The organism is Microbacterium altimontanum (assembly GCF_058349865.2).
The window spans coordinates 80,559-95,352 of record NZ_JBYRJB020000007.1; the positions used below are offsets into that span (position 1 = coordinate 80,559).

At 69.5% G+C, this 14,794-nt stretch carries 11 protein-coding genes; 4 read left to right on the forward strand and 7 right to left on the reverse strand.

Features of this window, described 5'->3' with window-relative positions; all coding sequences use genetic code 11:
- The first annotated feature begins 101 nt into the window (after positions 1-101).
- From AC3RX1_RS13640 to AC3RX1_RS13650, 3 genes are all read left to right on the forward strand, one after another.
- Positions 102-2,237: a S9 family peptidase gene (locus AC3RX1_RS13640; RefSeq protein WP_491501795.1), complete on the forward strand. Its 2,136-nt coding sequence runs from the start codon at positions 102-104 to the stop codon at positions 2,235-2,237.
- Positions 2,238-2,978: 741 nt separating this feature from the next.
- Complete coding sequence (locus AC3RX1_RS13645) at positions 2,979-3,242, forward strand: hypothetical protein (protein ID WP_491501796.1); 264 nt, start codon at positions 2,979-2,981, stop codon at positions 3,240-3,242.
- 32 nt (positions 3,243-3,274) lie between these two features.
- Complete coding sequence (locus AC3RX1_RS13650) at positions 3,275-3,514, forward strand: putative endonuclease domain-containing protein (RefSeq protein WP_491501797.1); 240 nt, start codon at positions 3,275-3,277, stop codon at positions 3,512-3,514.
- A gap of 284 nt (positions 3,515-3,798) precedes the next feature.
- On the opposite strand, the gene AC3RX1_RS13655 is transcribed toward AC3RX1_RS13650, so the two are convergent.
- From AC3RX1_RS13655 to AC3RX1_RS13670, 4 genes are all read right to left on the reverse strand, one after another.
- The gene (locus AC3RX1_RS13655; protein ID WP_491501798.1) at positions 3,799-4,827 is read right to left on the reverse strand and encodes an ATP-dependent 6-phosphofructokinase; all 1,029 of its coding nucleotides are present in this window, start codon (positions 4,825-4,827) and stop codon (positions 3,799-3,801) included.
- 120 nt (positions 4,828-4,947) lie between these two features.
- The gene (locus AC3RX1_RS13660; protein WP_491501799.1) at positions 4,948-7,101 is read right to left on the reverse strand and encodes a DEAD/DEAH box helicase; all 2,154 of its coding nucleotides are present in this window, start codon (positions 7,099-7,101) and stop codon (positions 4,948-4,950) included.
- A gap of 238 nt (positions 7,102-7,339) precedes the next feature.
- Complete coding sequence (locus AC3RX1_RS13665) at positions 7,340-9,637, reverse strand: heavy metal translocating P-type ATPase (protein ID WP_491501800.1); 2,298 nt, start codon at positions 9,635-9,637, stop codon at positions 7,340-7,342.
- A complete protein-coding gene (locus AC3RX1_RS13670; protein ID WP_491501801.1) occupies positions 9,573-9,791 on the reverse strand; it encodes a heavy-metal-associated domain-containing protein in 219 nt (72 codons plus the stop codon). The genes AC3RX1_RS13665 and AC3RX1_RS13670 overlap by 65 nt, the downstream gene beginning before the upstream one ends.
- Positions 9,792-9,884: 93 nt before the next feature.
- Here AC3RX1_RS13670 and AC3RX1_RS13675 point away from each other — a divergent pair, with 93 nt between their 5' ends.
- A complete protein-coding gene (locus AC3RX1_RS13675) occupies positions 9,885-11,297 on the forward strand; it encodes an MFS transporter (RefSeq protein WP_491501802.1) in 1,413 nt (470 codons plus the stop codon).
- Here the strand turns inward: AC3RX1_RS13675 and AC3RX1_RS13680 are convergent.
- The 3 genes from AC3RX1_RS13680 to AC3RX1_RS13690 form a co-directional block, all read right to left on the reverse strand.
- Positions 11,294-12,199 carry an ABC transporter permease subunit gene (locus AC3RX1_RS13680; protein ID WP_491501803.1) on the reverse strand — a complete coding sequence of 302 codons (906 nt, stop codon included), beginning with the start codon at positions 12,197-12,199 and terminating at the stop codon, positions 11,294-11,296. The two genes, AC3RX1_RS13675 and AC3RX1_RS13680, sit on opposite strands and share 4 nt — an antisense overlap.
- 83 nt (positions 12,200-12,282) lie before the next feature.
- On the reverse strand, positions 12,283-13,830 hold the full coding sequence (locus AC3RX1_RS13685) for a sugar ABC transporter ATP-binding protein (protein WP_491501804.1): 1,548 nt from the start codon (positions 13,828-13,830) through the stop codon (positions 12,283-12,285).
- A 2-nt stretch (positions 13,831-13,832) separates the two neighbouring features.
- Complete coding sequence (locus AC3RX1_RS13690) at positions 13,833-14,789, reverse strand: substrate-binding domain-containing protein (protein ID WP_491501805.1); 957 nt, start codon at positions 14,787-14,789, stop codon at positions 13,833-13,835.
- Positions 14,790-14,794 lie beyond the last annotated feature (5 nt).

The following is a 14,794-nucleotide window of genomic DNA, read 5'->3' on the forward strand; positions in this document are numbered from 1 at the left end:
ACGGATCGGACGTTCCCCGGCTTCCCGGGCCTTCTGAATCCTCTCATGAGCGAGGGGCTTCCGTGAACCGGTGTCCGGGCCCGGGCAGTAGCGTGGATGGCGTGACAGAGCTTTCGGCCGCGACCGCGGCATCCTCCTCCCCCGTCCCGCCCGTCGCTCCCCGGCGCCCGACGACGCGCACCCATCACGGCGACACGTTCAGCGATCCGTACGAGTGGCTGCGCGGCAAGGACGACCCCGAGGTCGTCGCGCACCTGACGGCGGAGAACTCCTACACCGAGGAGCGCACGGCGCACCTTGCGGGACTGCGGAATCGGATCTTCGACGAGATCAAGGGCCGCACGCAGGAGACCGATCTGTCGGTGCCCTCGCGTCGCGGCGACTGGTGGTACTACGGCCGCACGCTCGAGGGACAGCAGTACGGCATCCAGTGCCGGGCGCCGCTCGCCTCGCCGGACGACTGGACGCCCCCCGAGCTGCGCCCTGACGTCGAGGTCCCCGGCGAGCAGGTGCTGCTCGACGCCAACGTCGAGGCCGAAGGGCAGGAGTTCTTCTCGCTCGGCAGCTTCGAGGTCTCGAACGACGGCCGCCTGATGCTGTACGGCGTGGATGTCGCGGGCGACGAACGCTACACGCTGCGGGTGCGCGACCTCGAGACCGGGGAGCAGCTGCCCGACGTCATCCCGGGCACGTTCGCGGGCGCCTCGTTCTCGCCCGACGGCCGCTGCATCGTATACTCGACGGTCGACGACGCGTGGCGCCCCGACACGGTGTGGCTGCACGAGCTCGGCACTCCGGTCGATGACGACGCGAAGCTGTTCCACGAGCCCGACGAGCGGTACTGGGTCGGCGCCGGGTTCACCCGCAGCGACCGCTACCTCGTGATCGGGGTGGGCTCGTCGATCACGTCGGAGGAGTGGATCCTCGACGCCGACGATCTGCGCGGGGAGCCGCGCGTGGTCTGGCCGCGTGTCGAGGGCGTCGAGTACGAGGCCGACCACGCCGTCGTGGACGGGCAGGACGTGCTCTACGTGCTGCACAATGACGAGGCGCTCGACTTCGAGCTCGTGCGGGTGGCGGCATCCGACCCCCAGGGCGACCGTGAGGTCGTCGTTGCGCACGAACCCGGTCGCCGGCTGCTCGGGCTGTCGACGTTCCGCGACTTCGGCGTGATCGGCTACCGGCGGGAGGGCCTGGCCAGGCTCGGGCTGTTCGACTATGCGAGCAACCGCATCGACGAGATCGGGTTCGACGAGCCGCTGTACACCGCCGGCGCCGGGGGCAACCCGGAGTGGGCGCCGCCGGTCATCCGTCTCGGGTACGCCTCGTTCGTGACGCCGAGCACCGTCTACGACTACGACGTGGCGACCGGCGAGCGGCTGCTGCGCAAGCGCCAGCCGGTGCTCGGCGGCTACGACAGCGCCGACTACGACCAGAAGCGGGTGTGGGCGACCGCGGCCGACGGCACCCGGGTGCCGATCTCGCTGGTGTGGAAGCGGTCGTTCGGCGCCCTCGGCGACGCGCCGCGGCCGCTGCATCTGTACGGCTACGGATCGTACGAGCACTCGATCGAGCCGGGTTTCTCGGTGCCGCGGCTCTCGGAGCTCGATCGGGGCGTCGTGTTCGCGGTGGCGCACGTGCGCGGCGGCGGCGAGATGGGCCGGCAGTGGTACGAGGACGGCAAGCTGCTGCGCAAGCGCAACACGTTCACGGATTTCGTCGACTGTGCACGGCACCTCGTGGAGTCGGGCATCACCTCGCCCGACCGGATGGTCGCGGAGGGCGGTTCGGCGGGCGGGCTGCTCATGGGCGCCGTGGCGAACCTCGCGCCGGAGCTGTTCGCCGGGATCCTCGCCGACGTGCCCTTCGTCGACGCGCTCACGACGATCCTCGACCCGTCGCTGCCGCTCACGGTGATCGAGTGGGACGAATGGGGCGATCCGCTGCACGGCGCGGACGTGTACGACTACATGAAGTCGTACACGCCGTACGAGAACGTGCGCGCCGGGGTGGAGTATCCGCGCATCCTCGCGGTGACGTCCCTGAACGACACGCGGGTGCTGTACGTCGAGCCTGCAAAGTGGGTCGCGCGCCTGCGCGAGGAGGGTGTCGACGCGCTGCTGAAGTGCGAGATGGTCGCCGGGCACGGCGGCGTCAGCGGGCGGTACAACGCGTGGCGCGAGCGCGCGTTCGAGCTCGCGTGGCTGCTCGACGTGCTCGGCGTCGCACAGGCGTAGCGCGGCGCGTCCGCGGCACTGCGGGGCCGGGGCGCCGGGCCCTCGTGTCATACAACTCGCCCTCGAGGACGTGGACCGGCGGCCTCCTCTGTGACACCAGCACGCTCGTGTCACACAAGTCGCTGCTTGGGCGGCGCCGAGGCGGCGCCTTCTGAGACACGCGTCGCAACGACGGGTTGGTTGCTGCGCCGCTGGGACTCACCGGCGCCTCCCCTGCCCGGCGCCAGTCCGGCCGTCATCCGGCGATTCTCCACAGATAGAGTCACGTCGCCACCACGGGACCCTCCGGCACTGCTTACTGAGAGGATGACGCGTCCACAGCCCTTGCCCTCCGCCTTCGCGGGTCGTCCGTTCCGCGTTGCCGATGCGCGTGCTGCCGGCGTGTCGCCGAAGCGGCTGCGCGCGCGTGACCTTGTGGCGCCGACGCGTGGTGTGCGGGCACCCGCCGTACCTGTCCGGCAAGCAGCAGAGGTCGAGACCGTGTCAGAGCGGATGGTCCGCCTCCGCGAGGAGATGCTGGAACGAGCTACGCGTATCGCGCCGGCGCTCACTCCCGATCAGTTCTTCAGCCACGACACTGGACTGGCCGCCGTGGGCGCACCGCTGCCCTTCACTCGGCAGTCGTCACGGCCGGTGCACGTGTCGGCGCGCCGCCCTAGTGCGCAGCCTCGTCGCCAGGGGGTGGTCGGGCACCGACTGCAGGCTCGGTCTCCTGCCCGATGGCGAGCGCGCGGGCTGCCGGTGGAAGATCCCGCACGCATGTGGCGCCAGGCCGGCGAACTCTGGGAACTCGATGACCTCATCGCCGCTGGTGACTTCCTTGTGCTGCCTCGACGGAAGCTCATCACGATCGAGAACCTTCGAGGCGAGGTAGCGGCCGCTGGTGACCTCCGTGGTGGTCTGCTCGCGCGCGCCCTCGAGGAGATCCGTGTTGGCGCCGAGACGCCCGAGGAGACCCAGCTGCGTCTCGAGTTGGTTCGGGCAGGGCTTCCGGAACCGAGCTGAACGTCAACGTCTTCACCCCGGACGGCCGCTTCGTGGCCCGCCTCGACCTCGCGTACACGCGCTACCGCGTCGCGCCGGAGCACGACGGTCGCACGCACGCGTTCGACGAGCAGCAGTTCGCGCGTGACGCGGACCGCTGGGACGACATCCGAGCACTGGGGTGGAACCACGTTCGCATCCTCAGCCACCATCTGCACCCCGATCCTCACCGCGCCGTCGAAAAGGTCGCACGCGCGCTCTGGGACGCGGGCTGGCGCCCGGGGCAGGACTGACCCGTGTCACAGAAGCCGCCGCCCCGCGCCTCGGGCGGGCGGCTCGTGAGACATGCCCTGCGGCGTGTCACAGAAGCTGCGTCGCCGCGCTTCGCCCGGGCAGCTTGCGAGACATCCCCTGCGTCGTGTCACAGAAACTGCCGTCCCCCGCGCCTCGACCGGGTGGCTTGTGAGACACCCGCTACGCGTGTCTCAGAAGCTGCCGCTCGATCGCCGCACCGGGGCGCCTTGTGCGACACCCGCGTCTGCCGGGCGTCGCTCGGGGAGCACAGTACGCCGGCATATCAGCCGAAGAGGGCGGCGGCCTCGTCGTAGCGGTAGCGGGGTACGGTGTTCAGCTCGCCGAGCGCTTCCGCGAACGGCACGCGCACGATGTCGGTGCCGCGCAACGCCACCATCTGACCCCACGCCTCGTCGACGATCGCGTCGGCGGCGTGCAGTCCCAGCCGCGTCGCGAGCACGCGGTCGAACGCCGAGGGCGAGCCGCCGCGCTGGATGTGGCCGAGCACCGTGGCCCGGGTCTCGATGCCCGTGAGCCGCTCGATCTCGGGGGCGATCACGTCGCCGATGCCGCCGAGCCGCGGGCGGTTGAACGCGTCGAGGCCCTTGTCGCTGTACGCCTCTTCCATCCCGGTGAGGGTGAAGCCCTCCGAGACGACGACGAGCGGCGCCCGACCGCGATCGTGCGCACGCGTCACCAGGTCGCAGATGTCCTCGATCGACATCGGCACCTCGGGGATGCAGATCGCGTGCGCGCCGGCGGCCATGCCGGCGTGCAGGGCGATCCACCCCACGTGCCGTCCCATCACCTCGGCGACCATGCACCGCTGGTGCGAATCGCCCGTCGTGCGCAGCCGGTCCATCGCGTCCGTCGCGATGTTCACCGCCGTGTCGAAGCCGAACGAGTAGTCCGTCGCGCGCAGGTCGTTGTCGATCGTCTTCGGCACGCCGAGCACGTTGATGCCGTCGCCGGAGAGCCGGTTCGCCGCCGCGAGCGTCCCCTCGCCGCCGATCGCGATGATGCCGTCGATCCGGTGGCCGTAGAGGGTCTTCGCGATGTTCTCCGCTCCCCCGCGCGGCCCCTCGTACGGATTCGTCCGGCTCGTCCCGAGGATCGTGCCCCCGACCTTCGACAGGCCCTTCACCTCGTGCCGGGTGAGCGGGAAGAAGTCGCCCTCGACCACGCCACGCCATCCGTCGCGGATGCCGACGAACTCGAGATCGTACGTCGTCGTCCCCTTCAGGACCACGCCGCGGATGACAGCGTTCAGTCCGGGGCAGTCGCCACCGCTGGTCAGGATGCCGATCTTCATGTTCGTCCTAGTCTCGCCGAAGGGGGATGTCGGCCACGCTGCCTGGAACGACACTACTGCCGGACGCGCCCGCCCTGCCACCCGAGGGCGGCCGGACGGGCGCGGACGCGACAGGCCGCCTCAGTCGGCGCCGAGCGCCTCGCGGGTGAGGTGCATGAGCGCCGACAGCTGCACCGAATCGCTCGAGGACGGGTCGACCGCTTCGCCGTCGAGCGCGCGCGCCGCGAGGCCCTGCTTCGAGTCGATGAGCTCGGCGATCTTGGTGTCGATCGTGTGCGCGGCGATGATCCGCCACGCCGTCACCGGCTCGTCCTGGCCGATGCGGTGCACGCGGTCGATCGCCTGGGTCTGCTCGGCCGCGGTCCAGCTCAGCTCGGCGAGTACGACGTTCGACGCGGCCTGCATGTTCAGCCCGACGCCGGCGGCGGTCAGCGAGCAGACCGCGACTCCGACTGCGGGGTCGTTGTTGAACGCGTCGATCGCCTCCTGACGGGCGGGGGTCGACTGGTCTCCGCGGATCGACACCGACTTCAGACCGGATGCGGCGAAGTGTGCCTCGGCCGCATCCATCACATCGATGTGCTTGGCGAAGAAGACGACCTTGTCGACCGATCGCTGCAGCTGCACGGCGTAGTCGGCGGCGAGCAGCGCCTTCGCCTGGCCGATGCGGCGCACCATGGTGAAGACGTTCTCGCTGCCGGTGCCGGCCGCCTTCGACTCCTCGAGCTCGTTGTGGGCGACGAGGCGCACGATGTCGTCGTCGACCTCGCCGGGCGCGAGCCCCCTGTCGCCGCGCGCCTCGATGATGCGGCGGTACCGCGCGGCGAGCCGCTCGCCGAGCTCACGCTCGGCCTCACGGATCGACCGGCCGTACTCGTCGTCGAGCTCGACGGGGAGGTCGGCGATGAGCTTGTCGGGGAGGTCCTTCGCGACATCCTTCTTCTTGCGCCGCACGATGCCCATCGAGATGACGGCGTCGCGCGCCTCGGGGTAGAACGCCTTGTCGGCGGGGGTGAGACCCGTCGCGTCGAGCTTGTCCATGAGCTCGGGGCCGGGCTTCTGGCCGTTCGTCCAGCCGAGGAAGCGCCAGATGGCGTCGAAGTCCTCGACGTCGTTGATGAGCGGGGTCCCCGTCAGCGCCAGCATGAGCGGGTTGCGGAACTGCTCCCGGATGCGTCCGGCCAGCGCCAGCACGTTCTGCGAACGCTGCGAGCTGAGGTTCTTGATGAAATGCGCCTCGTCGACGACCATGCCCTTGAGCCCCATCGAGCCGAGCCACGACAGGTGCCGGTCGAGGATCTCGTAGTTCACGATGAACACGTCGGCGAACGCGTCGATGTCTTCGCCGTCGCCCGAGATGACGGTCGCTCGGCGCTGCGGCGTCCACCGCTCGACCTCGCGAGCCCAGTTCATCTTCACGACGTTGGGCACGACGGCCAGCAGCGGGTAGGCCTCGGCGACGGATGCCGCGAGCACCGACTCGGCCGTCTTGCCGAGGCCTGGCTCGTCGGCCAGGAGGAAGCTGCGGTGGCCCGCCCGGACGGCCTCGAGGAAGCGCGACTGGTGCTTCATCACCTCGAGTCCCTTGGGTGAGATGTGGTCGAACTCGGGGACCTCGGGCAGGTCCATGGTCGCCGACCCCCCGCCGGCACCGGACTCGAACGCCTTGTACAGCGGACCCATGAGCTCCCAGCCGTCCAGGCGACGCCGGGGCGTCGACGACGGCGCGTGCCAGGAGAGGTCCGGGGCGAGGAAGGGGTTCGCCTCGCGGCGCGCGTCGATCTGCGGCGGCACGACCTGACGCTCAGCGAGCGCGGCCGGCACGACCGGAGCCGCGAGCACCGGTGCGATGTCGGTGATGATGAGCTCGTCGGGCGCGAGCTCGGCGCCGGATTCGAGCAGCCAGTCGCGCCGCATCCGCTTCGCGACCGGCGACGTCGCCTGGTCGGCCTCGAGCAGCTGGATGAGCGACGTGTCGCGCGCCGCGGTCTTCGCGAGGATCGTCGCGACGCCGTCGAGACGCTTCAGCAGCTCGGCGCGGGCGGCGTCGCCGATCTCGGCGTCGGCCTTGACGCGGGCGCGCTCCTCGCGCACCAGGAACGCGATGACCTGGAACTTCGTGCGGTTCGTGGGGCCCAGCTTTCCGCGCTGCGCCTTCGCCTCGACCTCGCGGACCTTGCGGGCGAGGATCGGGATGATGGGGGCCTCGTCGTCGTGGCGCGCGGACGATTTGCGGCGGCGGGCGGACGGCTGGGCGGTTGCCGTGGTCGGCATGCTCCTCCTGAGCGTGAGTGACCGGTGGGCCGGTGTGGGCCGGCGCGACCGGATCGGGGGTCCTGATGCCCCACGGGCGACTCGGACAGCGGGACCGGACGCGGGGCGGGCGACGCCGGTCGGCATCCATCGCTTCTGCGATGTGCCGGTGGCGAACCCGCCCCACAGTCTACTGCACGCGGCCGGCCTCCCGTGTGCGGGATGCCCGTGCGACGCGCCGGGAACGCGGCGGCGCGGCTCAGGGGGCGTTGCGCAGGCGGAGGCTGTTGAGCACGACGAAGACGCTCGAGAACGCCATCGCCGCCCCGGCGATCATCGGATTGAGCAGCCCGAGCGCCGCCAGGGGCAGGGCCGCGACGTTGTACGCGAACGCCCAGAACAGGTTTCCCCGGATGACGCGCATCGTGCGACGGCTCAGCCGCACCGCGTCGACAGCGGCACCGAGGTCGCCGCGCACGAGAGTGATGTCGCTCGCGTGCATCGCGGCATCCGTCCCCCCGCCCATCGCGATGCCGAGATCCGCGGTCGCGAGCGCGGCGGCGTCGTTCACGCCGTCGCCGACCATCGCGACCCGGTGGCCGGCGGTGCGGAGCCGGTCGACCTCGGCGACCTTGTCCTCGGGCAGCACCCCGGCGATGACCTCGTCGATGCCGACCTCGTCGGCCACGGCGCGCGCGACCGAGGGGTTGTCGCCGGTGAGGAGGACGGTGTGCAGCCCCAGCGCGTGCAGCGCTGCGACGGATGCGGCGGCTTCCGGTCGCGCGGTGTCGGCGACGGCGAACACGGCACGCACCTGCGCACGTCCCGACTCGTCGGCCCATCCCGCCACGACCGCCGTGCCGCTTCGTTCGGCGGCGGCCACCGCCTTCGCGAACTCCGGCGGCGTCGTCGCGCCCTGCTCGGCGGCGAACCCCGGCCGGCCGGCGAAGACCGGGACGCCGTCGACGAAGCCGGTGACGCCGCGTCCCGCGTGGTTGCGGAACCCCACGACCTCGGCCGATGTGTCGGCCGCGGCGGCGATCGCGCGGGCGATCGGATGCTCCGATGCCGCCTCGAGCGAGCCGACGAGCCGCAGCGCGCGACCGAGCGCCTCACCCTCGTCCGCCGATCCGGTGAACACCGAGGTGAGACTCATCCGTCCGCTCGTCACGGTTCCGGTCTTGTCCAGGACGACGGTGTCGATGCGCTCCGCCTGCTCGAGCGCCTCGGGTCCCGTCACGAGGATGCCGAGCTGTGCTCCGCGGCCCGTGCCCACGAGCGTCGCGATCGGGGTGGCGAGTCCGAGCGCGCAGGGGCACGCGATGATGAGCACCGCGACCGCCGCAGTGAAGCCCGCTGCGAGGGGCTGCCCCGCGACGAGCCAGCCGACGAGGGTGAGGACGGCGAGCGCGATCACGATCGGCACGAACACCCCCGAGATGCGGTCGGCGAGCCGCTGGACCCGGCTCTTTCCGGTCTGCGCGTCCTCGACGAGGCGCGCGATGCGGGCGAGGCGTGTGTCAGCCCCGACCGCGGCGGCAGTGACGGTGAGCCGGCCGTCCGCGACAATCGTGCCCCCGGTGACGGCGTCTGAAGGCGCGACGTCCACCGGCACCGATTCGCCGGTCAGCATGCTCTGATCGACGGACGCCTCGCCACGGCGCACCGTGCCGTCGGTGGCGATCTTCTCCCCCGGACGGACGACGAACTCGTCCCCGACGCGCAGCCGCTCGATGGGGACGCGGGTGCCGTCGGCGAGTTCGACGTCCTTCGCGCCGAGCTCCATGAGGGCATGCAGGGCGCTGCCGGCGCGGCGCTTGGAGCGCTGCTCGATGAAGCGCCCGAGCAGCAGGAACACCGTGACGGCCGCCGCGACCTCGAAGTACACCAGCGACGTGGCGTCCATGGGTCGCTCGAACAGCGAGAACCCGTGCGTCAGGCCGATGCGGCCCGCGCTGCCGAAGACGAGAGCCCATACGCTCCACAGGTATGCGGCGCCCGTTCCGAGCGTGATGAGGGTGTCCATCGTCATCGCGCCGTGGCGGGCGTTCGCGAACGTCGCCCGGTGGAACGGCCAGCCGCCCCACAGCACGACGGGAGTCGCAAGCGCCAGCGACGCCCACTGCCAGCCGGGGAACTGCCACGCCGGCACCATGCCGACCAGGACGACCGGCACCGCGAGCACGAGGCTCACGATGAGCCGGGTCCGCAGCGTCGTGGCGCCGGGCGCGTCCTCGACGTCGTGCGCGTGACCGGAGTCCTCGCCGTGCTCGTCCGGCGCGGAGTGCGCGGCGACGCGCACCCGGGCGTCGTACCCCGCCTGCTTCACGGCGGCGATGAGCTGCTCCTCGTCGAGGTCGGCGGGATGGCTCACCCGCGCCGACTCCGTCGCGAGGTTCACCGCTGCCGTGACGCCGTCGACCCCCTGCAGGCGCTTCTCGACCCGCGCGACGCAGCTCGCGCAGGTCATCCCCTCGATGTCGAGGGTCGTCTCACGCGTCGCCGTCACGACGCCCCACGAGGGTGTAACCCGCCTCGGCCACGGCGGCCGCGACATCCGTCTGCTCGGCGTCGCCGGTGACGGCGACGGTCTTCGCGGCGAGATCGACAGCGACGTCGGCGACGCCCTCCAGCGCGCTCACCTCGCGGGTGACCGACTGTGCACAGTGTCCGCACGTCATGCCGTCGACGCGATACGTGATGGTGCTCATCCACATCCTCCTGGTGGTTGGTTCGATCACCACAACGATATACCCCCTCGGGGTATTCCCGGATGCGTCGGAGGAGGGCCTATCGTGTCAGGAGTGGACGAGAGAACGGATGCGGCGGCCGACGCCGTGAGCTCACGGGCACAGCGTCTGGTGCTGCTCGTGGCGATCCTCGCGTCGTTCGTCTCGTTCCTCGACGGCACCGTCGTGACGGTCGCGCTGCCCGCGATCCAGCGGGAGCTCGGCGGCGGCCTCGTCACCCAGCAGTGGGTGGTCGACGCGTACCTCATCACGCTCGGCGCGCTGATCCTCGTGGCCGGGTCGCTCAGCGACGTGTTCGGCCGGATCGTCGTTCTCCGCGCGGGACTGATCGGCTTCGCCGTGACGTCGATCGCGATCGCGGCGGCACCGGATCCGCTCTTCCTCGTGCTCATGCGCGGTCTGCAGGGCGTGGCGGGGGCGCTGCTCGTGCCGAGCTCCCTCGCCCTGATCACCTCGACGTTCCGCGGGCCGGCGCAGAGCCGCGCGATCGGCACCTGGACCGGCGCGACGACGGCGGCGATGCTCGTGGGTCCGGTGCTCGGCGGAGTGTTCGTGGATCTGCTGTCGTGGCGGCTGGTGTTCCTCATCAACGTGCTGCCGATCGGTGCGACGCTGTGGCTGCTCGCGGTCCTGCACCGGCGCGACGAGCGGCTGGAGGGCGCGAAGGTCGACTGGACCGGTGCGATCCTGTGCACGGCCGGCCTCGCCGGGACGGTGTTCGCCCTCATCGAGCAGGAGCGCCTGGGATGGGGCTCGCCCGCGATCTGGGGCCCGATGGGCGCGGGCATCCTGTGCCTCGTCGGATTCGTCGTTCGGCAGCGGTTCGCGGCGCAGCCGATGATGCCGCTCTCGCTGTTCCGCATCCGGAACTTCTCCGCCGGCAATCTCGCCACGCTGTTCGTCTACGGCGCGCTGTCGCTGAACGGCTTCGTCGTCGGCGTCTACCTGCAGCAGGGAGCAGGGCTGCCCGCGACCCTCGCGGGACTCGCGAGCCTGCCGTCGACCGTCATCATGATCTTCTTCAGCTCACGCGTGGGGACGTGGGCGGGAACGATCGGCCCGCGGCTGTTCATGACGGTCGGGCCGCTCGTGATGGCGGGCGGGGCGGCACTGCTGCTGACGGTGCGCGAGGACTTCGACTACTGGACGCAGGTGCTACCCGCCGTCGTGGTGTTCGGGGTCGGGCTGACGCTGACCGTGGCGCCGCTGACCTCGGCGATCCTCGGGGCGATCGACCCCGCTCGGTCGGGCATCGCGTCGGCCGTGAACAACGCGGTGGCACGTGTCGCAGGGCTCGTCGCCGTCGCGACGATCGGGGTGATCGCCGGCGGAACGCTCGATCTGCACGGGTTCTGGCGTGCCGCCGTCGTGACGGCGATGCTGATGGCGCTGGGCGGCATGGTCTCCTTGGTCGGAATCCGGAACCCCGCCCGCGAGCCGGAGCGAACCGGGAGCGGAAGAATCTAGTCTGCCGCTCTCCCGCGTCGCAGCCGGTCCACGAGCACCGCGAGCAGGATGACGACGCCCATGATGATCTGCTGGTAAAACGACGCGAGATTCATCAGCGTCATGCCATTCGAGAGCACCGCGATAAAGAGTGCGCCGATGAATGTGCCGACTAGCGAACCGCGACCGCCCATGAGCGACGTGCCACCAAGGACAATCGCGGCGATCGCATTCAACTCATATCCCGATCCGAGGTCGGGGACGGCGCTCTCCAGCCGAGAAGCGACGATAAGACCCGCGATGCCCGCGGCCGCTCCCGAGATGATGTACGTCAGCATGATGACCCGACGCACCGGGATGCCCGACAGGCGCGCAGCCTCGGCGTTTCCACCGATCGCGTAGACCTGGCGGCCGAACACGGTGCGGTTCAGCAGGAACCAGCCGGCGACATACACGATCAGCATCAGGATAACGGCGTACGGCACGCCGAACAATGAGCTCTGCCCGATCCAGGCGAAGTCGACCTCTGCCGGGATCAGGGTCGTACCGCCGGTCCCCACGTAGACAACTCCCCGCAGGTAGGTCAGCGCCGCCAACGTCACGATGAAGGCGGGGAGGGCAAGGTAGGCGATGAACACACCGTTGATCGCTCCGATGACGACCCCCGCGGCGAGTGCACACAGGATCGAAACCGCCGCGGGCAGTCCCGCATTGGCGCAGACAATCGCAACCATCGCCGTCACGCCGAGTGCAGAGCCGACAGACAGGTCGATGCCTGCGGTGAGGATCACGAACGTGCCCCCGGCCGCGAGAATCGCGATCGCCGATACCTGGCGCATCACTTCGAGCAAGTTGTTCACTGACCAGAAGTACGGTGCGATGAAGGCCATCAGGACGACCAGGACGATGAGCGCGATCCCCACCCCCAGCTGCTCGTTCCGGCTGAAGAACTGCGCGACGCCGCTCTTGCGCGACGTTCGCCCTTCGACGGGAGCTTGTACGACACTCATGAAGCCGCTTCCTCTCTGTTGTTCGATCCAGCTGCCCCCACCAGGCCGAAGGCATGTTCCATCACGGCTTCCTCGGTCAGGCCCACGTTCGGCAGGTCGGCCACGATCTGTCCCGTTCGCATGACCAGGACCCGGTCGGCGAGACCAAGGACTTCGGGCAGCTCGGAGGAGATCACGATGACGGCAGTTCCCTGGGATGCAGCGTGCTCGATGATCCGATAGATGTCGGCCTTCGCTCCAACGTCGACTCCGCGCGTGGGCTCGTCGAGGATGAGGACCTTCGGCCGCGTCTCCACCCATTTGGAGAGCAGGACCTTCTGCTGATTGCCGCCGGACAGTCGACGCACCTCCTGATCGAGGCTCGCCGCCTTGATCCCCAGGGCCTGACGCTGCCGCTGCGCGATGGCGCGCACGGAGCGCGCCCTGATGATGCCGGCTGAGGAGACGTCGCGATACGAGGCCATCACGATGTTGTCGGCGACGCTGCGCCCAAGGACGAGTCCTTGCTCCTTACGGCTCTCCGGGACGAGCGCGACGCCCTTTCGGATCGCGGCAGCGGGCGAACCGAACGGCGATCCCTCCACACCGTCGACCGACACAGTTCCGGTGACGGCCCGGTCGGCACCGAAGATCAGTCGCGCCGTCTCCGACCGACCAGAGCCGACCAGCCCCGCGATGCCGACGATCTCGCCCGCTCGCACATCCAGATCGACCGGACCGATCCCGTCTCCATTTCCCAGCCCGCGGACAGAGAGTCGGTTCTCACCCGGATGCGCGTCGCGATCGGGGAACAGGGACTCGACCGAACGGCCGACCATCTTTGTGACGATCACGTCGGGCGCGGCATCCGCCTTCGGCATCGTGATGACGAACTTCCCGTCGCGGAGCACTGTCACGACATCGGCGAGCTCCTCGATCTCGTCCATACGATGCGTGATGTATACGATCGCGCATCCCAGTTCCCGCAGCCCGCGGACGATCGAGAACAGCGTGCGAACCTCCCGTGTCGACAGTGCCGCCGTCGGCTCATCCAGGATGAGTACCTTGGGGTCGCCCGAGATCGCTCGCGCGATCTCGATGAGCTGCTGCTGTCCGGTGCTCAGCGAACCTGCTCGCATGGACACCGGGAAGTCGACTCCGACGCGCTCGAGCTGTCGACGAGCTGCCTCGCGTGTGTGACGCAGGCTGAGGCCGCCGACGCGATTGCGGTATTCGCGTCCCATCGCCAGGTTGTCAGCTATGGAGAGGTTCGGAGCGATCGTCAGTTCCTGATGGACGATCGCGATTCCCGCCTCGCGCGCGGTCGCCACGTCGAGTTGCTGGATCTGGCCTGCGACCTCGATGGTGCCACCGTCCGGCTGGTAGATGCCCGCGAGCACTTTCATCAGGGTGGACTTGCCCGCGCCGTTCTCACCGGCGAGCACGTGCACTTCGCCCGGCCTCAGGTCGAGATCGACCCCGTCGACGACGGTGACCCCGGCGAACCTCTTGACGATTGCCCGCATCCGCACCAAAGGCGCGGGATCGATCTCGACCTCGGTCATCACTATCCCCAGGGCGTGTAGTCGGCCGCGTTCGACGCGTCAATCAGTTCTGTCGGCAGCTCGATGACCTTCTCGTCGGCTTTGCCGCCACCGGCCAGCGACACACCGATCTCCACACCCTTGCTCGCGAGCGCTGCCGGGTCCTGAGCGGCGGTCGCCGTGATCATGCCACCGTTGAGAATCGAATCAACGGCGGACTTCGCGCCGTCGACCGAAGTGATGATGATCTTCATCCCCTTCTGCTTCGCGGCTAGCTCCACGCCGGCAGCCGTGGGGTCATTGATCGCGAAGATACCGACGATGTCGGGGTGTGCCGTCAAGATGTCGGTGGCTACGGGCAGCGCCTTGTCACGGCTGTTGTCGCCACGCTGTTCGGCGACGACCTCGAGTTCCGGGTAGTCCTTGAGCACGTTCTTGCAACCGGTGACACGGTCGGCGACCGCTGAGATGGGCGTGCCGTCAAGGATCGCGATCTTACCCTTTCCATCAAGCTGTTCGGCAAGTGACTTGCAGCTTACTTCTCCAGCCTGCACGTTGTTGGTCGTGACCGAGACCGCGGCGTTCTTGGTCACCGAGTCGATTCCGACCACCGGGATGCCCGCTGCGACAGCACGCTGCACCGCAGGGCCCACGCCATCCGAGTCGACCGGGTCGATCACGATGAAGCTCACCTGGGACGTGACGAACTGGTCGATCTGATTGCTCTGCTTCTGGACGTCTTCGCCCGCCTCTTGGGAGAGCACGGTGAACCCCGCGTCCTTCCCGGCCTTTTCGGCCGTGCGCGATTCCATCACAAAGAAGGGATTCGTGCTGTTGGAGACGGTGACGCCCATCTTCTTATCCCCGCCTGAGGCACCGGGGTCGTTAGTGCCGGCGCAAGCCGTCACGCTGATGGCGACGGCCGCGGTGAGAGCGGCAAGCGTGAAAGTGCGAGTGAAGGAATGGACAACTCTGGCCATGATGG